Annotated in this window: 18 protein-coding genes and 1 tRNA gene; 14 read left to right on the plus strand and 5 right to left on the minus strand. The window is 71.5% G+C overall.

Annotation, left to right across the window (positions count from 1 at the left end; all coding sequences use genetic code 11):
* Window positions 1-260: 260 nt before the first annotated feature.
* The 3 genes from ABZY33_RS03910 to ABZY33_RS03920 all read left to right on the plus strand — a co-directional run bounded on the left by ABZY33_RS03910 (window position 261) and on the right by ABZY33_RS03920 (window position 2,887).
* On the plus strand, window positions 261-1,085 hold the full coding sequence (locus ABZY33_RS03910; RefSeq protein WP_356489848.1) for a glycerophosphodiester phosphodiesterase: 825 nt from the start codon (window positions 261-263) through the stop codon (window positions 1,083-1,085).
* A 73-nt stretch (window positions 1,086-1,158) separates the two neighbouring features.
* A complete protein-coding gene (locus ABZY33_RS03915; RefSeq protein WP_356489849.1) occupies window positions 1,159-1,797 on the plus strand; it encodes an ATP-binding protein in 639 nt (212 codons plus the stop codon).
* Between the two features lie 127 nt (window positions 1,798-1,924).
* Window positions 1,925-2,887, plus strand: a complete 963-nt coding sequence (locus tag ABZY33_RS03920) for a DUF5926 family protein (protein WP_356489850.1) — start codon at window positions 1,925-1,927, stop codon at window positions 2,885-2,887.
* 230 nt (window positions 2,888-3,117) lie between these two features.
* Here ABZY33_RS03920 and ABZY33_RS03925 read toward each other — a convergent pair whose 3' ends face one another.
* Window positions 3,118-3,771: a hypothetical protein gene (locus tag ABZY33_RS03925; protein WP_356489851.1), complete on the minus strand. Its 654-nt coding sequence runs from the start codon at window positions 3,769-3,771 to the stop codon at window positions 3,118-3,120.
* A gap of 56 nt (window positions 3,772-3,827) precedes the next feature.
* Window positions 3,828-4,523, minus strand: a complete 696-nt coding sequence (locus ABZY33_RS03930) for a bifunctional DNA primase/polymerase (RefSeq protein WP_356489852.1) — start codon at window positions 4,521-4,523, stop codon at window positions 3,828-3,830.
* A 577-nt stretch (window positions 4,524-5,100) separates the two neighbouring features.
* Between ABZY33_RS03930 and ABZY33_RS03935 the strand changes: the two genes are divergently transcribed.
* Together ABZY33_RS03935 and ABZY33_RS03940 are read left to right on the plus strand one after the other, a co-directional pair.
* Window positions 5,101-6,546 (plus strand): PP2C family protein-serine/threonine phosphatase, encoded by a 1,446-nt coding sequence (locus ABZY33_RS03935; protein ID WP_356489853.1) that lies wholly within the window; start codon window positions 5,101-5,103, stop codon window positions 6,544-6,546.
* Window positions 6,547-6,675: 129 nt separating this feature from the next.
* Entirely contained in the window at window positions 6,676-8,148 is a 1,473-nt protein-coding gene (locus tag ABZY33_RS03940) for an aminopeptidase P family protein (RefSeq protein WP_356489854.1), read from the plus strand.
* A 129-nt stretch (window positions 8,149-8,277) separates the two neighbouring features.
* On the opposite strand, the gene ABZY33_RS03945 is transcribed toward ABZY33_RS03940, so the two are convergent.
* On the minus strand, window positions 8,278-8,730 hold the full coding sequence (locus tag ABZY33_RS03945) for an ATP-binding protein (protein WP_356489855.1): 453 nt from the start codon (window positions 8,728-8,730) through the stop codon (window positions 8,278-8,280).
* 191 nt (window positions 8,731-8,921) lie between these two features.
* On the opposite strand from ABZY33_RS03945, the gene ABZY33_RS03950 reads away from it, so the two are divergent.
* From ABZY33_RS03950 to ABZY33_RS03990, 9 genes are all read left to right on the plus strand, one after another.
* Window positions 8,922-9,725 carry a hypothetical protein gene (locus tag ABZY33_RS03950; RefSeq protein ID WP_356489856.1) on the plus strand — a complete coding sequence of 268 codons (804 nt, stop codon included), beginning with the start codon at window positions 8,922-8,924 and terminating at the stop codon, window positions 9,723-9,725.
* 200 nt (window positions 9,726-9,925) lie between these two features.
* Window positions 9,926-10,675 carry a YcnI family protein gene (locus tag ABZY33_RS03955; protein ID WP_356489857.1) on the plus strand — a complete coding sequence of 250 codons (750 nt, stop codon included), beginning with the start codon at window positions 9,926-9,928 and terminating at the stop codon, window positions 10,673-10,675.
* Between the two features lie 90 nt (window positions 10,676-10,765).
* Complete coding sequence (locus ABZY33_RS03960) at window positions 10,766-11,419, plus strand: SCO family protein (protein WP_356489951.1); 654 nt, start codon at window positions 10,766-10,768, stop codon at window positions 11,417-11,419.
* On the plus strand, window positions 11,416-11,889 hold the full coding sequence (locus tag ABZY33_RS03965) for a copper chaperone PCu(A)C (protein WP_356489858.1): 474 nt from the start codon (window positions 11,416-11,418) through the stop codon (window positions 11,887-11,889). The genes ABZY33_RS03960 and ABZY33_RS03965 overlap by 4 nt, the downstream gene beginning before the upstream one ends.
* Before the next feature lie 16 nt (window positions 11,890-11,905).
* Window positions 11,906-13,906 (plus strand): copper resistance protein CopC, encoded by a 2,001-nt coding sequence (locus tag ABZY33_RS03970; protein WP_356489859.1) that lies wholly within the window; start codon window positions 11,906-11,908, stop codon window positions 13,904-13,906.
* A gap of 6 nt (window positions 13,907-13,912) precedes the next feature.
* The gene (efeB, locus tag ABZY33_RS03975) at window positions 13,913-15,190 is read left to right on the plus strand and encodes an iron uptake transporter deferrochelatase/peroxidase subunit (protein ID WP_356489860.1); all 1,278 of its coding nucleotides are present in this window, start codon (window positions 13,913-13,915) and stop codon (window positions 15,188-15,190) included.
* A gap of 49 nt (window positions 15,191-15,239) precedes the next feature.
* Window positions 15,240-16,172 carry a prephenate dehydratase gene (pheA, locus tag ABZY33_RS03980; protein WP_356489861.1) on the plus strand — a complete coding sequence of 311 codons (933 nt, stop codon included), beginning with the start codon at window positions 15,240-15,242 and terminating at the stop codon, window positions 16,170-16,172.
* 672 nt (window positions 16,173-16,844) lie between these two features.
* Window positions 16,845-18,116, plus strand: a complete 1,272-nt coding sequence (gene serS, locus ABZY33_RS03985; RefSeq protein WP_356489862.1) for a serine--tRNA ligase — start codon at window positions 16,845-16,847, stop codon at window positions 18,114-18,116.
* Window positions 18,117-18,140: 24 nt separating this feature from the next.
* Window positions 18,141-18,953, plus strand: a complete 813-nt coding sequence (locus ABZY33_RS03990; RefSeq protein WP_356489863.1) for an HAD family hydrolase — start codon at window positions 18,141-18,143, stop codon at window positions 18,951-18,953.
* Window positions 18,954-19,004: 51 nt separating this feature from the next.
* Here the strand turns inward: ABZY33_RS03990 and ABZY33_RS03995 are convergent.
* Both ABZY33_RS03995 and ABZY33_RS04000 read right to left on the minus strand, forming a co-directional pair.
* Window positions 19,005-19,090, minus strand: a tRNA-Ser gene (locus tag ABZY33_RS03995).
* 310 nt (window positions 19,091-19,400) lie between these two features.
* Entirely contained in the window at window positions 19,401-20,120 is a 720-nt protein-coding gene (locus ABZY33_RS04000) for an ABC transporter permease (RefSeq protein WP_356489864.1), read from the minus strand.
* Window positions 20,121-20,127 lie beyond the last annotated feature (7 nt).

Consider the following 20,127-nt stretch of genomic DNA (forward strand, 5'->3'; position numbering starts at 1 on the left):
CCAGAACCGCCTCCGGTACGTACGTACGTTACGAACGGCAGGACCACCCTCCGGCCCGGCTGTCCGCACGCACCGTTCCGACATGGTCCTGTCACGGTCCAGTTCTGTGCAGTTGTACGCCGTCAGCTTTTCCCATGGGGCGTCAGGGCACCATAAGGCGTTCCTGTGCGTCCGCCGCCATCCTTTATGCCGGACGAAACGGACGCATCCGCTAGGCCGAACTTTCTCGGTGGCCGGCCGCACGGTGGCACCATGTCGCGGTGACCCACGCACGACAGCAACGCATCCAGGTCGTCGCCCATCGCGGTGCCTCGCAGGACGCCCCCGAGCACACATTGGCCGCATACAAGAAGGCGATCGAGGACGGTGCCGACGCCCTCGAATGCGATGTGCGGCTCACCGCGGACGGTCATCTCGTCTGTGTGCACGACCGCCGCGTCAACCGTACGTCGAACGGCCGCGGAGCCGTCTCGGCCCTGGAGCTCGCGGATCTGGCGGCTCTCGACTTCGGTTCCTGGAAGGACATCGGGGGCTCCTGGAGGGACCAGGCGGAGGGGCCGGACTGGGCGGGAGCCTCGGCCGACACCTCCGTCCTGACCCTGGAGCGGCTGCTGGAACTCGTCGTGGACGCCGGGCGCCGGGTCGAGCTGGCCATCGAGACCAAACACCCCACCCGGTGGGCGGGCCAGGTGGAGGAGCGGCTTCTTCTACTGCTCAAGCGGTTCGGCCTGGAAGCACCGCTTCCGGACGAGCCCTCACCGGTACGGGTGATGAGCTTTTCGGCCCGCTCCTTGCTCCGCGTGCAGCAGGCGTCGCCGACCCTGCCGACCGTCTATCTGATGCAGTTCGTCTCGCCCCGGCACCGGGAGGGGCGGCTTCCCCAGGGGGTGCGGATCGCGGGGCCCGGCATCCGGATCGTGCGCAACCACCCCGCATACATCGAGAAGCTCACGCGCGCGGGACACCAGGTGCACGTCTGGACGGTGAACGAACCGGAGGACGTCGACCTCTGCGTCCGGCTCGGTGTCGACGCGATCATCACGAACCGGCCCGCGGCGGTCCTCGACCACCTCGGCAGGGGGTGACTTCAGGCCACCTTCGCCCGCTTTCGTAACGGGGAGTGCTCCGGCGCGTTCGGTGCGTGTTCGATCGTCCCGAGTGCGTCACCAGGGGTTGTTTGGCCGGTTTCCGGTCCAGTCCATTGGGGCATCCACACCGTGGCGTGGGGCGAAGGAGGTTTCGGGGGTGGCGTTGGTGGTGGCACAGGAGGTGCCCGCGTCGTCGAGCATGGCCGTACCCCATGGCCCTGCGGGCGTCGGCGAAGCACGGCACAGGATGCGTGATCAGCTACGACGCCGCGGGGTCTCGGACTCGGTCGTGGACGATGCGGTACTGATCCTTTCCGAGTTGCTCAGCAATGCCTGCCGGCACGGCAGGCCGCTGGGTGACGACATGACGGGCGACGGCGACGTACGCGTCGCGTGGCGCGTGGACGACCGGGGCTGCCTCACGGTCGAGGTGACGGACGGCGGCGGGCCCACCCGCCCGGTTCCCGCCACCCCTTCGGTGACCGCGCGCGGTGGCCGTGGGCTCAACATCATCACGGCGCTCGCCGACGACTGGGGCGTACGCGACGACGCCCGGGGCGAGGTCACCGTCTGGGTGGTCGTGCACAAGGACGTGCACGCGGAAGCGGCGTCGCACCGCCGCGACGACTTCGCGGCCCGCATCACCGCGCCACCCGCCGCCGAACTGGTGGGCTGCGAATTCGCGGACGCCTTCGACGAGCTGAACTGAACCGAGCGGACGGAACCGAGCCGCAGCACCCTCGCGCGGGCCGCCCTCAGCGCATCCCACCCTTGTCAGCACGAGCGGATAGGCTCGCGCCCGTACGTACGAGAGCCGTATCCGGGAGACGTCCAAGATGGCCAAGAAGCGCCCGCAGACCAAGGGCAAGCCGCAAGTCACCAGTGGAGAGATCCCGGTTGTCGGCGCCCGTGAGCCGTGCCCCTGCGGCAGCGGCCGCCGCTACAAGGCCTGCCACGGCCGCGAGGCCGCCCACGCGGTGACGGAGCTGGTGCAGCGTCCGTTCGAGGGCCTGCCGGGCGAGGGCGACTGGGTCGCGCTGCGTGAGCTGGTCCCCGCGGCGACGGTCGAGCTGTCGTTGAAGGAGAAGCTGCCCGAGGACGTCCCCTCGGTGACGCTCGCGACAGTGCTGCCGATGGCGTGGCCCGCACTGCGCCGTGACGACGGCACGATCCTGCTGGGCCTGCAGAACGACACCTCGTCGGGGGACATCAGCCGCGACCTGGCCGACACCCTCCAGCGCGCGCTGACCGCCGAGCCGGGCAGCCCGGTGCAGGCGCGCCGCGCCCCCGCCGACGGCCCGCGCCTGCAGGACCTCCTCGACCCGGACGGCGCTTTCGAGCCGGTCGTGCACACGGGCTTCGAGTTCTGGGTGCCGGACTCGGAGAACGCGTCGGGCGAGGTCGCCGCGTCCCTGGAGCGGGCGAACGCCGCGGCCATCCCGACCGTGAAGCTCACCGGTGTGGACAGCGCCTACTGGTGCGAGACGCCGGAGAAGAACCACCTGCGGTGGGTCATGCCGCACCCGGAGGAGAAGCTCCTCGACGCGCTCGCGCGGCTGCACGCGGCGGGCACCTCCTCGCTCGGCGAGGGCACGCGTCTCGTCGGTTCGTTCCGGGCGCACGGGCTGACGGTCCCGGTGTGGGACCTGCCCAGCTCGGTCACGGCTGAGGACGTCGAGAAGCCGGCCGCCGAGTTCGCCGAGCGGCTGACCGCCGCGCTCGCCACGGACGCGCCGCTGACCGCGGACGAGCGCCGCGCGCGCGGAGGGCTCACCAACCGACAGGTGACGCTCAGCTGACGCGCCCGCGCCGGACAGAGAACTTCCCAGCTGGCCGGCGCTTCCGGAAGAGGTGACTCCGGTCACAACTCCCGTTGGTTGCAGGTAAATCCATGTCCGAATAGAAGAGATCGAATTTGCTAACTGCCGATCTCTTGTTACCGTTCAGGTAGCCCGGTTGCTGGTGCATCCCCCGTCGCCAGCAACCGGGCGCTTTCATGCCCGCGTCCGCTTCCGGGGACTCAACGCCCTTACTGAGGCGCGGAGTTGCTCCCCGACCTGAGCAGCAGCGGGCCCTCGCCGTCGGCCGCGTACTCCGCCACCGCGGCGTAGCGCGCGAGCCGCGCCCCGGTCCGGCCCCGCGGCGTCTCACACATCCCCGGCTCGTCCTCGGCGCCCACCGCACAGGTGATCCGCACCGTGCGCCCCTCCGGCGCCATGAGGGTCAGTACGGCGCTCAGCCCCCCGCCGGTCGTGTTGCGGTAGTAGGTGCGCGCCCAGGTCTCCCGCTCCCGGCGCAGCACACAGGTCTGGGCCTCGATGCCTTCGGGAGAGGTGAGTTGGGGGCCGCACTGGGCGGCGGCGGCCGGGCCTGGGCCGGACGGGAGCAGCGAGGACGCACGGCCGGCCTCCGTGGTGATCTTCTCGTCCACGGCGCCACCTGTGGAGCCGCTCGCCGCGCCCCGCGCGGGGGCAGCGGCCGCATCCCCCGTCGTCGCCCTCACGGGCTCCTGTGCGGCAGGCCGGGCGGGCGGGTCTCCGAGGACCCCCGCGGACGCGCCCGCCAGCGGCAGCGCGGCGGTGAGCACGATGACGCAGAGCAGTCCGGACAGACGAAGACGCGAAGGAGGCCTCTCCCGCTCGGATCCGTTCGGAACCTCGGGGAGTGAGGGCGCGGCAGGCATGCGCCGAAGATATCGGCGCACACCCGTCACGGCGGCGCGCCGCGCGCCTCCTGGCCCTACAACTCGGGCGCGCTCACACCCGTACGAGTGAGCGCGTCCACCACCGCGTCGACCACGGCCTCCACATCGGGGACCCAGGGGGCCGCCGAACCGGGCAGCGGCGCCCGCTCCCAGCGGACCTGGCCCGCGCCCGTGGCGGACGGCGGCAGGGCGAGATAGCCGCCCTCACCGTGGAAGCGCAGCGAACCGGGAACGTAATCCTGCGCATACAGGAGTTCACCGAGCTGCTCCATGCCGTACGGCGCCACAAGGATCGCGAGGCGCTCCGGGGTGGCGATGACCGGGCCCAGGCGTACGTCGGCGTGGTCGAGCGCGGCGAGCGCGCGGGCCCCCGCGGCGGCGGGGAGGCTCACGGCGCAGGGCGCGCGCCCCCCGGGGGCGCCGGACGACGCACCCGTAGCGAGCACGATCGGGGCTCCCGGCCGATTGGTCCACCACCACCGGACCAGTCGCTCGTCGGTCGTCGCCGCGAGCAGTCCCGGGTCGAACGGATGTGCGCCGGGCACGGTGCATTCCGGGTCGGGACAGGCGCACCGGACGCCGTCGCGGCGGCCCGCCGCCGCGAGCGCTACGCCCGGCAGTACCGGCCACCGCCACGATGTCGCATACGTGAGGGCCGCGCTGATCAGGTCAGACTTCCCGCTGTCGCGCCTGGACAGGAGCCTGCGTCGCCTTCCGAGGATCTCGCGCATCTGCGCTCGTTCCTTTCCGTTGACCGAAGAGAACGCTTTGGGCCACACCACACCATGTGCCGAACAATCACTGTGCGTACGTGCTGGAGCGCTGCACCACAGCCTCGGCTGCCGGCCTGGGGCAGAGGTGACCCCTATAGTCCGAGCGCCTGCTGTGTGCTTCGAAAGCCTGGCGTGGGGTGGCGGCGCCTGGCGCTTTGCCATCCCGCGTATTTCTCGTCGCCTCCCCCACGGGAGGATGGGGCACGGTCGTCGATGGTTATGACGCCCGGTTCCGTCACCAGGTTCCGGGTGGATCCCAACTGCCCCTGGCCTTCTCCGACTACGTACCCACCGCGGCCGCTATGACGCTCCGTCGAACAGGGCCAGTCGACCCCAATACCCCGTTCCCCGAGTCGGTTTCCGGCCAAGTTGGAACGATCTCGACCGGCCCGCGGGCACGGGGGAGAACAGAGATCGCATTACCGCAGAAGCCACTTGAGCACCACCAACACCAGGAATCCCCGCAGGACAATGCTGGACATCCCCTCTTCAGTGCGTGTACATGTGGAGACATTGCCAGGCGGCGCAGAATGACATGGGGGTTTGCGATGCTATCGAGCAATACGCACCGGTCAGAAAGCCGGAAACCATGACGACCCCGCATCTGCCGAAAGTGGCCGGAATCGATTCCCCTCCTGGACAGGTTCCCCCGCCCGCCCACACGGTCGCGCCCGCGTCGGCCGCTCCACCGGACACTCCCGCCCCCGCAACCCCCGCCGCCGTGATCCAGGACAGGCTCGCCGGCTGGGTCTCCGACCTGACCACGCTGCACGAACTCACCGAGCGGCTGGCCCGCACCGCGGGACTCGACGAGGCCCTGCGCGAACTCCTGCGCGCCGGCGCCGTCCTCGTGGGCGCCCGGCGCGGTCTCGTCGTCCTGGAGCCGGGCGACGGGCGCGGCACCGACACCACCGTCGGCCTCGGCCTCTCCCGCCCCGACCTCGGCCACATCGAGACGGTCCCGCGCGGCGCGACGTCCTACGGGCGCATCCTCGACGGCCGCGGCACCGAGGACGAGACCCGCGCCGACCTGTTCGCCGAGGACGGGCTCGACCCGCGCCACCGCGAGGTCGCCGCCCGCCTCGGCTATGCGGCGAGCTACGCGCTGCCCCTCGCCACCGATGACGCGGGCCGCCTCGGCGCCGCCGTCTGGTTCTACGACGAGCCGGCCGCGCCCACCGAACGCCGGCGCCATCTCGTCGGCCTGTACGCGCGCTACGCCACCGAGCACCTGGGCCGCCTGCTGGAACTGGAGCGCACGCGCGCGTGGTCGCGCACCGTCTCCGACGAACTGCTGCCCGCGCGGCTGCCGCGGGTCCCCGGCGTCCAGCTCGCCGTGCGCCACCGCACCGGGCCGCGCGGCGGCGGTGACTGGTACGACGCGCTGCCGCTGCCGGAGGGAGCGCTCGGCCTCGCGGTCGGTTCCGTCTCCGGCTCCGGTGCCAGCGCGCTCGCCGCGATGGGCCGGCTCCGCGCCTCGCTGCGCGCGTACGCGGTGATGGAGGGCGAGGACCCCGTCGCGGTCCTCTCCGACCTGGAACTGCTGCTGCGCCTCACCGAGCCGGCGCGCAGCGCGACCGCGCTCTTCGCCTACTGCGAGCCCGCCCGGCGCACGATCCTGCTCGCGGGCGCCGGACACAGCCCGCCCCTGGTGGTCGGGGACCGGCGCACCGAGTTCGTGGAGACGACGCTCTCCGCTCCGCTGGGGATGCTGGCCTGCTGGGAGGCGCCGAGCGTGGAGCTGGCACCGGACCCGGGCGAAACGGTGCTGCTGTACACGGACGGCCTCCTGCACCGCACCGGTGACCCCATGGACCGCGCGTTCGCCCGGCTGCACGCGGCCGCGGCGAGCGTCCCGAAGGCACTGCGCGAGGACCCGGGCGCCCTCGCCGACCACGTCCTGCACGCGATGCTGCCGGACGGGCTCGACGTCGCGGACAGTGACGAGGACGTGGTGCTCCTCGCGGCGCGCTTCGCGTAGACGCCCCCGCACACGCGGTAAGAGGCCCTCCGGCCCTGGACCCCCTTCCGTACGCTCGTACGATGGAGGGGGTCCACTGCCATATCAGGCCATACCCCGGTCATTCACCGGACCCGTCGAGGAGGAACCGTGTCGGAGGAGCTCACCCCGGAGAACCCGGAGATCGTGGAGGCCCCGGAGGGCGACGAGCCCATCAAGCAGCGCAAGAACGGCCTCTACCCGGGCGTGTCCGACGAGCTCGCCGAGAACATGAAGTCCGGCTGGGCCGACACCGAACTGCACGACCTGCGGCCGATCGCGCAGGCCGCCGAGACGGCCGCCCGTCGCGCCGCCCTGTCCGCGCGCTTCCCGGGCGAGCGGCTCGTCGTGCCCGCGGGCAACCTCAAGACCCGCTCGAACGACACCGAGTACGCCTTCCGCGCCTCGGTCGAGTACGCGTACCTCACCGGCAACCAGACCGAGGACGGCGTCCTCGTCCTTGAGCCCGTCGCCGACGGCCACCGGGCGACGATCTACCTGCTGCCGCGTTCGGACCGGGAGAACGGCGAGTTCTGGCTCAGCGGCGACGGTGAGCTGTGGGTGGGCCGCCGGCACTCCCTGACCGAGGCCGAGAAGCTCCACGGCATCCCCGCCGCCGACGTGCGCGACCTCGCCGACCGGCTGCGCGAGGCCACGGGCCCGGTGCGCGTCGTGCGCGGCTACGACGCCGGCATCGAGGCCGCCCTGACCGACAAGGTCACCGCCGAGCGCGACGACGAGCTGAAGACCTTCCTCTCCGAGGCGCGCCTCGTGAAGGACGCTTTCGAGGTCGGCGAGTTGCAGAAGGCCGTCGACTCGACGGTCCGCGGCTTCGAGGACGTCGTGAAGGTGCTCGACAAGGCCGAGGCGACGAGCGAGCGTTACATCGAAGGCACGTTCTTCCTGCGCGCCCGGGTCGAGGGCAATGACATCGGCTACGGCTCCATCTGCGCCGCGGGCCCGCACGCCTGCACCCTGCACTGGGTCCGCAACGACGGCCCGGTCCGCTCCGGCGACCTGCTGCTGCTCGACGCCGGCGTGGAGACGCATACGTACTACACCGCCGACGTCACGCGCACGCTGCCGGTCAACGGCACGTACAGCGAGATCCAGCGCAAGATCTACGACGCCGTGTACGAGGCGCAGGAGGCCGGGATCGCGGCCGTCACGCCGGGAGCCAAGTACCGCGACTTCCACGACGCCTCGCAGCGCGTGCTCGCCAAGAAGCTCGTCGCGTGGGGCCTGGTCGAGGGCCCGGTCGAGCGGGTCCTGGAGCTGGGCCTTCAGCGCCGCTGGACCCTGCACGGCACCGGCCACATGCTCGGCATGGACGTGCACGACTGCGCGGTCGCGCGGACCGAGACGTATGTGGACGGCACGCTGGAGCCCGGCATGGTGCTCACCGTCGAGCCCGGCCTGTACTTCCAGGCCGACGACCTGACCGTGCCCGAGGAGTACCGGGGCATCGGCGTCCGGATCGAGGACGACATCCTCGTCACCGAGGACGGCAACCGGAACATGTCGTCCGGTCTGCCCCGGCAGGCCGACGAGGTCGAGGCGTGGATGGCCCGCCTGAAGGGCTGATCCCCGGCATACCGGCATACCGGCACGCACGGACGGGGCCGCGCTACGCGTCATGCGTGGCGCGGCCCCGTCCCTGCGTTGTTCTTACGTATGCGGCGTTTTCCGCCACCACATGCGGCGTCTTCGGCTTCACACCGCCAGGAGCGGGGTGTCCGTGCGCCACTTCAGGATCTTGTCGAAGCTGACCACAACACCCGTGCGGCCGGGCTTGTTGACGACATGTACGTGGTCGGCGAGTTCGTGGATGAGGCACAGGCCCCGGCCGTGCTCCGCGTCGTCGGGCGCCTGCTGGAGGGCCGCGCGGCCCTTGCGCGACGGGATACCGGGCCCGGAGTCCGCCACTTCGATGCGGCACATCTCGCCGTCCAGGTACGCGGTGACCCGGTAGGCGCCCGACGCCTCGCTCGTGGCGGCGCCGCCGTGCTCGACGGCGTTCGCGCACGCCTCGCTGAGGGCGACCGACAGGTCGTAGGAGATGTCCGGGTCGACGCCCGCGGTATCCATGGCGCCGACGAGCAGGCGTCTGGCGAGCGGCACGCTCGCGGCCTCGCGCCGCAGATGGAGGGACCACCAGATGCTCATGCTCCAGCCTCCTGGGCGCGGCTCGACGTACCGATACGTATTGCCACCACCGGCCCGGCGCAATCGCTCGGCCGGCGGGAAGCCGCCCATATGGCCGACGCGAGCGTGGCACCTGGCGCGGTAGGGGAGATTCCGGACCTTGTGGACCTGCCGTATGGGACGGGTAAGGCCAGTGGGATGATGACCCCGCCATGTCTGCCCCCCACAAGCACACAGTGCGCAGCGCGGCCGATCTCCGGCTGCTGAGGGCCGCGGTGTTCGCCGCGGTCTGCGTCGTGCTGTCCGCGGCGGGGCACGTCCTCGGTTCGAGCGCCACCGTCCCGTTGTGGACGCTGTCGCTCGCCTTCGCCGCCGTCTTCTGTGTGACCGTGCCGCTGGCGGGCCGCGAGCGTTCGCTGCCGGGCATCGCCGTCACCCTGGGGGTCGGGCAGATCGGCCTGCACAGCCTGTTCGCCGCCGGCCAGCACGCTCCGATGGCCATGGACGCCGGCCGGCCCTCCGTCGTGGAGCAGGCCGCACACCTGATGTGCGGGGCGGGCGCCTCGGCGATCAGTCCGGTGCAGGCGCAGCGCATTCTCGACCAGGCGCGGGTGCCCGCGGCGGCCACCGGCGGGACGCACCACGACATGGCCGCCGTGGCCGGTGCCTCGATGCCGCTGCTGCCGTCGCTGCCGATGCTCATCGGCCACCTGCTGGCCGCCGTCGGCGCCGGGTGGCTGCTGCGCCGCGGCGATCTCGCCCTGGGCAGGCTCGTGCGGCTCTCGAAGCTGTCGGCCCAGTCGGTCGCGGAAGCGGCCCTCGTCCGTTCCCTGCGGGCGGCCCTGGCCCTCGTACGGGCGCTGCGGGCGGGGCTTCCCGGTGCGTCCGGGGCTACGCCACTCGTGGCCCGTGCCGCGTTCCCCGACCGGCCCGCCCCGCGTACGGCGGCACTTCAGCACTCCGTGATCCGCCGCGGGCCGCCGTCCTGCGCCGACGCGTTCCTTCTCGCTGCCTGACACAGCATCCGTACTCCTGCGCGACTTCAGTGGTCCCGCGTGGGGTGAGGCGTGCTGTGCGGCACGCGCGCGTAGCCGCGTTTTTCGCCGCCCTGTAGTGCGCCGCTCTCTGCTTTCCCGCGGCTGCCCGTAGTGCGGTGGCGCGCGGACGCGCCCCTCACCCTTCGTTGGATCCCGCTGAACGTGGAGTTCTCTCTGTCATGAAGAAGATGTCCCGCGCCGCTCTCGTCGGTGCCGCTGCCGTCTCCTCCGTCGTCCTCGTCTCCGCTCCCGCCTTCGCGCACGTGAGCGTGCAGCCGGAGGGCGCCGCCGCCAAGGGCGGTTACGCCGTCGTCGACTTCAAGGTCCCGAACGAGCGCGACGACGCCGCGACCACCAAGCTCGAGGTCAACCTCCCGACGGACCACCCGCTGGCCTCCGTGATGCCGCAGCCGATCCCGGGCTGGAAGGCCGAGGTCACCAAGGCGAAGCTGGACAAGCCGATGGAGATGCACGGCGAGAAGATCACCGAGGCCGTCTCCAAGGTCACCTGGACCGCGACCGGCTCCGGCGCCGACAAGGGCGTCCAGCCCGGCTACTTCCAGAAGTTCCCGGTCTCCGTCGGCGCCCTGCCGACCGACGCCGACGAACTCGTCTTCAAGGCCATCCAGACGTACTCCGACAAGGAGGTCGTGCGCTGGATCGAGCCGCAGCAGAAGGGCCAGGAGGAGCCGGAGAACCCGGCCCCCGTCCTGGCGCTGACGGCCGCGGCCGACGACGAGCACGGGGCGTCCGGCGCCTCCGACGACGACCACGGGGACGACAAGGAGGCCACCGCGGCCTCGGCCACGTCGTCCGACGGCTCCGACAGCGACACCACCGCCCGCGTCCTCGGCATCGTCGGCATCGTCATCGGTGCCGCCGGCGTGGCCTTCGGCGTGCTGGCGGGCCGTCGCCGCACCGCCAACTGATCCACCCGCAGCGGCTGCCGGGGTCGCGCACCGCGACCCCGGCAGCCGCCGGCCCCCTCACCTCTGGGACATCTCTCTATGCGCAAGACCATGAACAAGACCCTGCTCGCCGCCGCCGGCCTGGCCACGGTGGCGGCCCTCACGCTGACGGCCTGCGGCAGCGGTGACGACAGCGGCAAGCCCGTCGCCGACGTGTCCGCCGAGAACGGTGCGCGGAAGGTGGCGACCGTCCTCGACCAGCCCTTCAAGAAGCCGGACCTGGTCCTCACCGACACCCACGGCAAGAAGTTCGACCTGCGCGAGCGGACCAAGGACAAGCCGACGCTTGTCTACTTCGGCTACACGCACTGCCCGGACGTCTGCCCGCTGACGATGAGCAACATCGCCGTCGCCAAGAAGTCCCTGCCCAAGGCCGAACAGGGCAAGCTCCAGGTCGTCTTCGTCACCACCGACCCCGACCGGGACACCCCGGCCGTGCTCGGCAAGTGGCTCAACGCCCAGGACCGGGACTTCACCGGACTGACGGGCGACTTCGCCACCATCCAGCGCGCCGCCCGCGCCCTCGGCATCTCCATCGAGCCGACGCAGAAGGACAAGAACGGCAAGCTCGTGTCGATGCACGGCACGCAGGTCGTCGCCTTCTCGCCGAAGACGAACGCCGGCTACGTCCTCTACGGCGAGGACGCCACCGTCGACGACTACACCAAGGACCTCCCCAAGCTCATCAAGGGGGCGAAGCCATGAGGCGCCGCACGCCGGCTCCGGCAGCCATGGTGCTGGCCCTGGGGCTCGCGCTCACCGCCTGCGGCTCCGACGGCTCCGACGCCGCACCGGAGGTGAAGGTCCAGGGCGCGTTCATCCCCGAGCCGGCCTCCGGCTCTATGGCCGCCGGGTTCTTCCTCGTCCACAACAGCGGCGGCGCCGACACCCTCTCCTCCGTCGACAGCCCGATCTCCGGGCAGGTCACCCTGCACAGCACCGAGGACGGCGTGATGAAGGAGCGGTCGTCCTTCGCCGTCCCCGCCAAGGGCGAACTGGACTTCGAACGCGGCGGCAACCACCTCATGTTCGAAAACCTGAAGCACCGGCCGAAGCAGGGCGACAAGGTGGCGGTGACGCTGCACTTCTCGAAGTCCGGCGCCGTCACCGTCTCCTTCCCCGTGAAGGCCGCCACCTACCACCCGGCGTCGCACGCGTCGGGCGCTTCTCACTGAAGGGGCTGACCCGTACGTGAAGACCATCGCTCCCCGTTTCCGGCACCTGGTGCTGCTGCTCCTCGCCGTCACCGGCGCGCTCCTGGCCGGTGCCGCCCCCGCCGCCGCGCACGCCGCGCTGACCGGGAGCGACCCCAAGCAGGGAGCGGTGGTCGAGACGGCGCCGAGGCAGGTATCGCTGACCTTCTCCGAAGACGTCGCCATCTCCGACGACGCGGTACGCGTGCTCGACCCCGCCGGCAAGCGCGTCGACAGCGGCAAGGTGGGCCACTCCGGCGGCACCACCTACACGGTCGGGCTCCACTCCGGGCTGCCGGACGGCACGTTCACCGTGGCCTATCAGGTCGTCTCCGCCGACAGCCATCCCGTCTCCGGCGCCTTCACCTTCTCCATCGGCGCGCCTTCCAAGACCACCGCTGTGCTGAGCGACCAGAACGCCGGCGGAGGCGTCGTCGGCGCCCTCTACGGCGTCGCGCGCTACGTCTCGTACGCCGGATTCATCCTGCTCGTGGGCGGCGCCGCCTTCGTCCTCGGCTGCTGGCCGCGCGGCGCGGGGATCAAGCCCGTGCAGCGGATCGTCGTCACCGGCTGGACCGCGCTCACCACGGCGACCCTCGCCCTGCTGCTGATGCGCGGCTCGTACACCACGTCGGGGGCGGTCGGCGACATCTTCGACATGACGCTGCTCGGCGAGGTGCTGCAGACCAAGAGCGGCGCGGCGCTCACCTCCCGCCTGCTGTTGCTCGCCGCGGCCGCGCTCTTCGTCGCGGTGCTGTTCGGCGCCTATGTGAAGCGGACCGAGGAAGGCGACGAGAAGGAGGTCAAGGACCTCACCTTCGGGCTCGCGGTCGGCGGTGCCGTCGTCGCCGCGGGGCTCGGCGCGACCTGGGCCATGGCCGAGCACGCCTCGACCGGTATCCAGGCGGGGCTCGCCATGCCCGTCGACGTCCTGCACCTCCTGGCCGTGGCCGCGTGGCTCGGCGGTCTGACGACGCTGCTCGTCGCGCTGTACCGGGCGCCCTCGATCGAGGGCTCCGCGGTGCGCCGCTACTCCCGGGTGGCGTTCTCCAGCGTCGTCGTGCTCGCCGCGACCGGGCTCTACCAGTCCTGGCGTCAGGTCGGCACCTGGTCCGCGCTGACCGGGACGCGGTACGGGCAGCTTTTGCTGCTCAAGGTCGGGCTGGTCGCCGTGCTCCTCGGCATCGGCTGGTTCTCGCGCAGGTGGACGGGGCGGCTCTCCGAACGCCTCTCCGCCGAGGCCGCCGAGGTCGCTGAGGCCGCTGAGGCCGCCAGGACCGCCGCGACCACCGAGAACTCCGCGGCCCCCGCGACCGTCGTGGAGCAGCGCACGTCCGCGACGAAGAAGCCGGTCCCGGTCGGCGCCGGCGTCCAGGGCGACGACGCGGACGCGGCCGAGACCGAGGGGGGTGGTGCGCGGGACGAGGCTCCCGGGCGCGCCGCCCAGCTGGCCCGGCAGCGCGCCGCGGTCGCCACCGCACGCCAGAAGCGCGTCCGCGACGGTGACCCGCACCGCTTCGGTCTGCGCCGCTCCGTGCTCGCCGAGGCGGGTGTGGCGGTCGTGCTGCTCGCCGTCACCACCATCCTGACGACGACCGAGCCTGGCCGCACCGAGGAGGAGGCCGCGTCCGCCACCGCCGCCGCGCAGAGCCAGTCCGGGCCGCTCTCCCTGAAGCTGCCGTTCGACACCGGCACCAAGGAGGGCAAGGGCACGGTCGTCCTCGAACTGGACCCCGGACGCACCGGCACCAACGAGATGCACCTCTACGTGGAACGTCCCGGCGGCCGGGCCTTCGACGTCCCCGAGGTGAAGATCGCCTTCACCCTGGAGGCGAGGAAGCTCGGCCCGCTGCCCGTCGTGCCCGACCACATCGCCACGGGCCACTGGGCCGCGAGCGCTGTGCAGATCCCGGTCGCGGGCGACTGGAAGGTCGCCGTGACCGTCCGCACCTCCGACATCGACCAGGTCACGGTCGTCAAGAACGCGAAGATCGGCTGAACCAGCATGGCTGACACCCAGCGCCGTACGGCACCGGACACGGACTCCCCCTCGTCGCCCCCGGGCATCACCCGACGCCGGCTCATCGGCACGGCCGGGGCCACCGGCGCCGCCCTCGGTGTGGCCGGCGCGGGCGCGGGATACGCCGTGGCCGCGTCGAACCCGCCCGAGCAGCCCGCCGCGCTGACCTCACTGGGCAGCGAGGCGGTGATGTTTCACGGGAAACATCAGCCCGGCATCACCACGCCGATGCAGGCCAGTGGCCACCTCGTCGCCTTCGACCTGAGCGCGGGCGCGGGCCGCAAGGAGGCCGCCGCCCTGTTGCGCCGCTGGTCGGCGACGGCCGAGCGGCTGATGGCGGGGGAGCCGTCGGCCGCCGGCGACACCGACGTCGCCCGGGATGCCGGGCCGTCCTCCCTCACCGTCACCTTCGGCTTCGGCCACAGCTTCTTCGCGCGCACCGGCCTGAGCGAGCAGCGCCCTGCCGCGCTCGACCCGCTGCCGGACTTCTTCTCCGACCACCTCGACAAGGCGCGCAGCAACGGCGACCTGTGGGTCCAGATCGGCGCGGACGACTCGCTCGTCGCCTTCCACGCGTTGCGCGCGCTGCAGAAGGACGCGGGCGGCGCGGCGAAGCTGCGCTGGCAGATGACCGGCTTCAACCGCTCGCCCGGCGCCACCGCCCGCCCCATGACGACCCGCAACCTGATGGGTCAGATCGACGGCACCAACAACCCCAAGCCCGGCGAGTCCGACTTCGACCGGCGGATCTTCGTCCCGGCCACGGGTTCGCCCGCATGGATGGCGAACGGTTCCTACGTCGTCGTCCGCCGGATCCGGATGCTCCTCGACGACTGGGAGAAGCAGTCGAAGACGGCGCAGGAAGCGGTGATCGGGCGCACGAAGTCCACCGGCGCCCCCTTGTCCGGCGGCACCGAGACGACCGAGCCCGACCTGGAGAAGACGGACGCGAACGGCGACCTCGTCGTCCCGATCAACGCGCACGCCCGCATCAGCCGCCCCGACCAGAACGGGGGCGCCGCGATGCTGCGCCGCCCGTTCTCCTTCCACGACGGGTTCGACGCGGACGGCACTCCGGACGCCGGTCTGCTGTTCGTCTGCTGGCAGGCGGACCCGCTGCGCGGTTTCGTGCCCGTCCAGCGCAAGCTCGACCGCGGGGACGCGCTGTCGCGGTTCATCCGGCACGAGGCGAGCGGCCTGTTCGCCGTGCCGGGCGGGGCGCGCAAGGGCGGATACGTGGGGCAGGAGCTGCTGGAGGGCTGACCGGCCGCGGGCGTGAGCCGGGCCTCACAGGGCCCATTAGGGTGACCTCATGCCAGCCAGTTACGCGTATCTCGGACCTGAGGGCACCTTCACCGAAGTCGCCCTGCGCACGCTCCCGGAGGCGGCCACCCGGGAACTCGTTCCCATGGTCTCCGTGCCGGCGGCGCTCGACGCCGTCCGTGGCGGCGAGGTCGAGGCGGCGTTCGTGCCGATCGAGAACTCCGTCGAGGGCGGCATCACCACGACCCTGGACGAGCTGGTCGCGGGGCGGCCGCTGATGATCTACCGCGAGGTGCTGCTCGACATCACCTTCGCGCTGCTGGTGCGTCCCGGCACCAAACTCGACGCCATCAAGACGGTCACCGCGCACCCGGCGGCCCAGCCCCAGGTGCGCAACTGGCTCAAGGCCCATCTGCCCGACGTGACCTGGGAGTCCTCGGCGTCGAACGCGGACGGGGCGCGACTGGTGCGCGAGGGGCGTTACGACGCCGCCTTCGCCGGCGAGTTCGCGGCCGCGCGCTACGGCCTCGAGCCGCTGGTCACCGAGATCCACGACGCGGAGAACGCCCAGACCCGGTTCGTCCTGGTCGGCCGGCCAGCCCGGCCCGCGGCCCCGACCGGCGCGGACAAGACCTCCGTGGTCATCTGGCAGCGCGAGGACCACCCGGGCGCGCTCATGGAGCTGCTCCAGCAATTCGCGATCCGCGGGGTCAACCTGATGCTGTTGCAGTCCCGGCCCACGGGCAAGGGCATCGGCGACTACTGCTTCGCCATCGACGCGGAGGGCCACATCTCCGAGCGCCGGGTGGCGGAGGCGCTGATGGGCCTGAAACGGGCCTGCCCGGAGGTGCGCTATCTCGGCTCGTATCCGCGTGCGGGTGTCGCCGCCGAGGACGTACGGCCGCTGCGGACCGGGACGTCGGACGGTGAGTTCGTGACGGCGTCCGACTGGCTGGCGCGGTGCCAGGACGGCCGGTTCTAGGCGGTTCCACGTCGTCCGATTCCCGCTGCGCGGGTCGCGCGCGGGGGCCGTGGGCGGGGACCGCGGGCGGGTTCTCCACCGGCCCGCCGGGCTCGATGCCGACGGCCCACCCGGTCCGACCAGCGGATTTTCTCCGTCCACAAGAGTTATCCACAGCCTGCCATCTCGACCTGGGGACAAGTCGACAGGAAGGCGTGACATGGTCGACAAATCGCCCTACACGCCCCAAGGGAGTCCACAGCCCCGCCAGTCACCCTTCGTCCACTCTTTTCCTTTGATCAACCCTTTGGAGTGAAGCGTTTCCACCCGAAAGTGAGGATAGAGCCGGTTTGGAGCGGGAATCCTTCGCGATACATGTGGCTTTCGGAACGCCCCCTTCCGATGTCCACACCCTTTTCTCACAGCCTGTGGATAACCCGCCGGAACTCCCTCCTCCTGTGGACAACGAGCCGTCAAGTCCCGCCCGCCACAAGGGAGTCCGGTCAAGGCATCACTCCCCACCTGGCTCTTTAGGGGAAATCGGGCGTTCCTCTTGACGGGCGCCCACAAGGGCGCGGCCTGATCTTTTCCGGCCAGGTTCCGCCGTTAATTCACATTCCGGCAAATAGGGCATAAAGCCTCGCAACGGATATCGGGTCGAGCGCGGGAACCCCGCACCGGTAGCCTGGGGGGGTGATTGACCTTCGCCTGCTCCGTGAGGACCCCGACCGTGTTCGCGCCTCCCAGCGCGCCCGTGGAGAGGACGTCGCGCTCGTCGACTCCGTCCTGTCCGCCGATGAGCGACGCAGGTCGTCCGGGTTGCGCTTCGACGAACTGCGCTCCGAGCAGAAGTCGCTCGGCAAGCTGATGGGCAAGGCCACGCCCGAGGAGCGCACCGAGCTGCTCCAGCAGGCCGAGGGCCTCAAGCTCCGCGTGAAGGCCGCCGAGTCCGAGCAGCGCGAGGCGGAGGAGGAGACCCAGCGCCTCGCCCTCCAGCTGGGCAACGTGGTGCACCCCGACGTCCCGCGCGGCGGCGAGGAGGACTTCGTCGTCCTGGAGACGCACGGCACGATCCGCGACTTCGGCGCCGAGGGCTTCACGCCCAAGGACCACCTGGAGCTCGGCGAGGCGCTCGGCGCCATCGACGTCGAGCGCGGCGCGAAGGTCTCCGGCTCGCGCTTCTACTACCTGACGGGCATCGGCGCACTCCTGGAGCTGGCGCTGGTCAACGCGGCGATCGCACAGGCCACCGAGGCCGGCTTCACGCCGATGCTCACCCCGGCCCTGGTGCGCCCGCGCGCCATGGAGGGCACGGGTTTCCTCGGCCAGGCCGCGGAGAACGTGTACCACCTGGAGAAGGACGACTACTACCTCGTCGGCACCTCCGAGGTCGCCCTCGCCGGGTACCACATGGACGAGATCCTCGACGCGAGCCAGCTGCCGCTGCGTTACGCCGGGTTCTCGCCGTGCTTCCGCCGCGAGGCGGGCACGTACGGCAAGGACACCCGCGGCATCTTCCGCGTGCACCAGTTCGACAAGGTCGAGATGTTCTCCTACGTCGCCCCCGAGGACGCGGAGAACGAGCACCAGCGGCTGCTGGACTGGGAGAAGCAGTGGCTGACCGGCCTCGAACTGCCCTTCCAGGTGATCGACGTCGCCACCGGTGACCTCGGCTCCTCGGCCTCGCGCAAGTTCGACTGCGAGGCGTGGATCCCGACGCAGGGCAAGTACCGCGAGCTGACGTCCGCCTCGAACTGCGACGGCTTCCAGGCGCGCCGCCTGTCGATCCGGATGCGCGACGGTAAGAAGGTGCAGCCGCTCGCGACCCTGAACGGGACGCTGTGCGCGGTGCCCCGCACGATCGTCGCCCTGCTGGAGAACCACCAGCTGCCCGACGGCTCCGTGCGCGTGCCCGAGATGCTGCGGCCGTACCTCGGGGGCCGCACCACGCTTGACCCCAAGTAACCGCAGCCTGGAGCCGAACACCAAGTGAGCCACCCCGCCCCCGCGTTCCCGTACAAGCTCGTCGCGACCGACCTCGACGGCACGCTGCTGCGCTCCGACGACACGGTCTCGGGGCGGACGCGTGACGCGCTCGCCGCGGTCACCGCCGCGGGGGCCGCGCACATCATCGTCACCGGCCGGGCCGTGCCCTGGACCCGCCACATCCTCGACGACCTCGGTTACGACGGTCTCGCGGTGTGCGGCCAGGGCGCGCAGCTCTACCACGCGGGCGAGCACCGGCTCCTCACCTCGGTGACGCTCGACCGGCAGCTCGCCGGGCTCGCGCTCGCCAAGATCGAGGCGGAGGTCGGCCCGCTGGCGCTGGCCGCGAGCCGGGACGGGCTCGACGGGGACGTCATCGTCGGCCCCGGCTACCGCGAGGGCGGCGCTCTGCCCGCGACTCCGTTCACGGACGTCGCGGAGCTGTGGGCGGCCCCGCTGAACAAGGTCTACGTCCAGCATCCCGGTCTCGGCGACGACCGGCTGGCCGAGGTCGCGCGGGCCGTGGCCGGCGATCTGGTGGGGGTCACGATGGCGGGCGAAGGCATTGTCGAGCTGCTCCCGCTCGGCCTCTCCAAGGCCACCGGGCTCTCCCTCGCGGCGCGGCGCCTGGGCGTGAAGCCCGCCGACACGATCGCCTTCGGCGACATGCCCAACGACATCCCGATGTTCGCGTGGGCGGCCCACGGCGTGGCGATGTCCAACGCCCACGAGAGCCTGAAGGCCGTGGCGGACGAGGTGACGGCGTCGAACGAGGACGACGGCATCGCCGTGGTCCTGGAGCGCCTGCTCGGCTGATCCGCTGCGGCGGGGCTGTGCGGCACGGTCGTGCGGTGGGGCTGTGCGGTGTGGAGGATGCGCGGATCGAACGCGCGCGGGGCGTGACCCCGACGACGGCTTAGCAAGCCGCTGCCTTACCACTCGGCCAATCCTCCGGGTGGGCGGCCCGCGTGCCGCTGAGGACACGCGCTCGAAGCGGCCGCCCCGGGCAACGCCCCTGGGCGGGGCTCGACGGAGTGTGGTGGCTACTCCGGAGCCTGCCTCGGGCTGCCCTGTAGGGAGCTCGACGGACTACTGAAGGACATCGCCGCGCTCCTCTCCCAGTGGGCGGGCACCGGCGGACGGACTCTGACGGTCGGCCGGTGCGGTGTGACGACAACTACTGTGCCGTGGCGCCGGGTTCGCCGCCACCGAATTGTTTTCGGAGGCCGCAACCGGCGCCACGGGTCTGCCCGCGCGGGGCCGCTACTCCTCCCCCGCCAGCTTCAGGGACCGCAGCCGCTGACCCGCGTACCAGGTCGCCACCACGGTCACGCCCACCAGCAGGACCGTCGCCAGCGGCAGCCCCACGTCCGAGGTGACAAGGTCGCCACCGGCCACCTTGTGGGCGACGGCCAGTGACCACTGCTGGACGCTGAGGGTGCGGGCGCCGGACACCAGGGAGCCGAAGAGCGCCTCCCAGACGAGGGCGTAGACCAGGCCGAAGACGACCGCGTGCCGCGTCACCGTGCCGAGCAGCAGGAAGATCGCGGCGTACGCGATGGAGGCGACCAGCGCGGCGATCGTGTAGGCGACCGCGATCTGCTGCCCGTTCCCGTTCAGGATGAGGCCCGCGATCAGCGTCGGGACGGCCGAGAAGACCATGGTGACGGCGACCGCCACGATGAGCTTGGTGAAGATGATGGTCGGGCGCTTGACCGGCTTGGAGAGCAGGTAGACCACGGAGCCGTCATCGATCTCGGGGCCGATGGCGCCCGTGCCCGCGATGACGCCGATGAGCGGCACCATCGTGGCCAGGGCGAAGCCGCCGAGGACATCGGAGGCGGTCTGGTCGTCGGCTCCGGTGAGGCCGCGCACCAGTGCGGAGATCACCACGAGCAGGACGGGCAGCGCGAAGAGGATGAGGGCCCGGCGACGGCCGAGCAGAGCCCGGTAGGTGAGCCGGGCGACAGTGGGGTCGTACATCAGGGCC

Origin of the sequence: Streptomyces sp. NPDC006552, from assembly GCF_040611655.1 — a bacterium.
Taxonomy (GTDB): domain Bacteria; phylum Actinomycetota; class Actinomycetes; order Streptomycetales; family Streptomycetaceae; genus Streptomyces.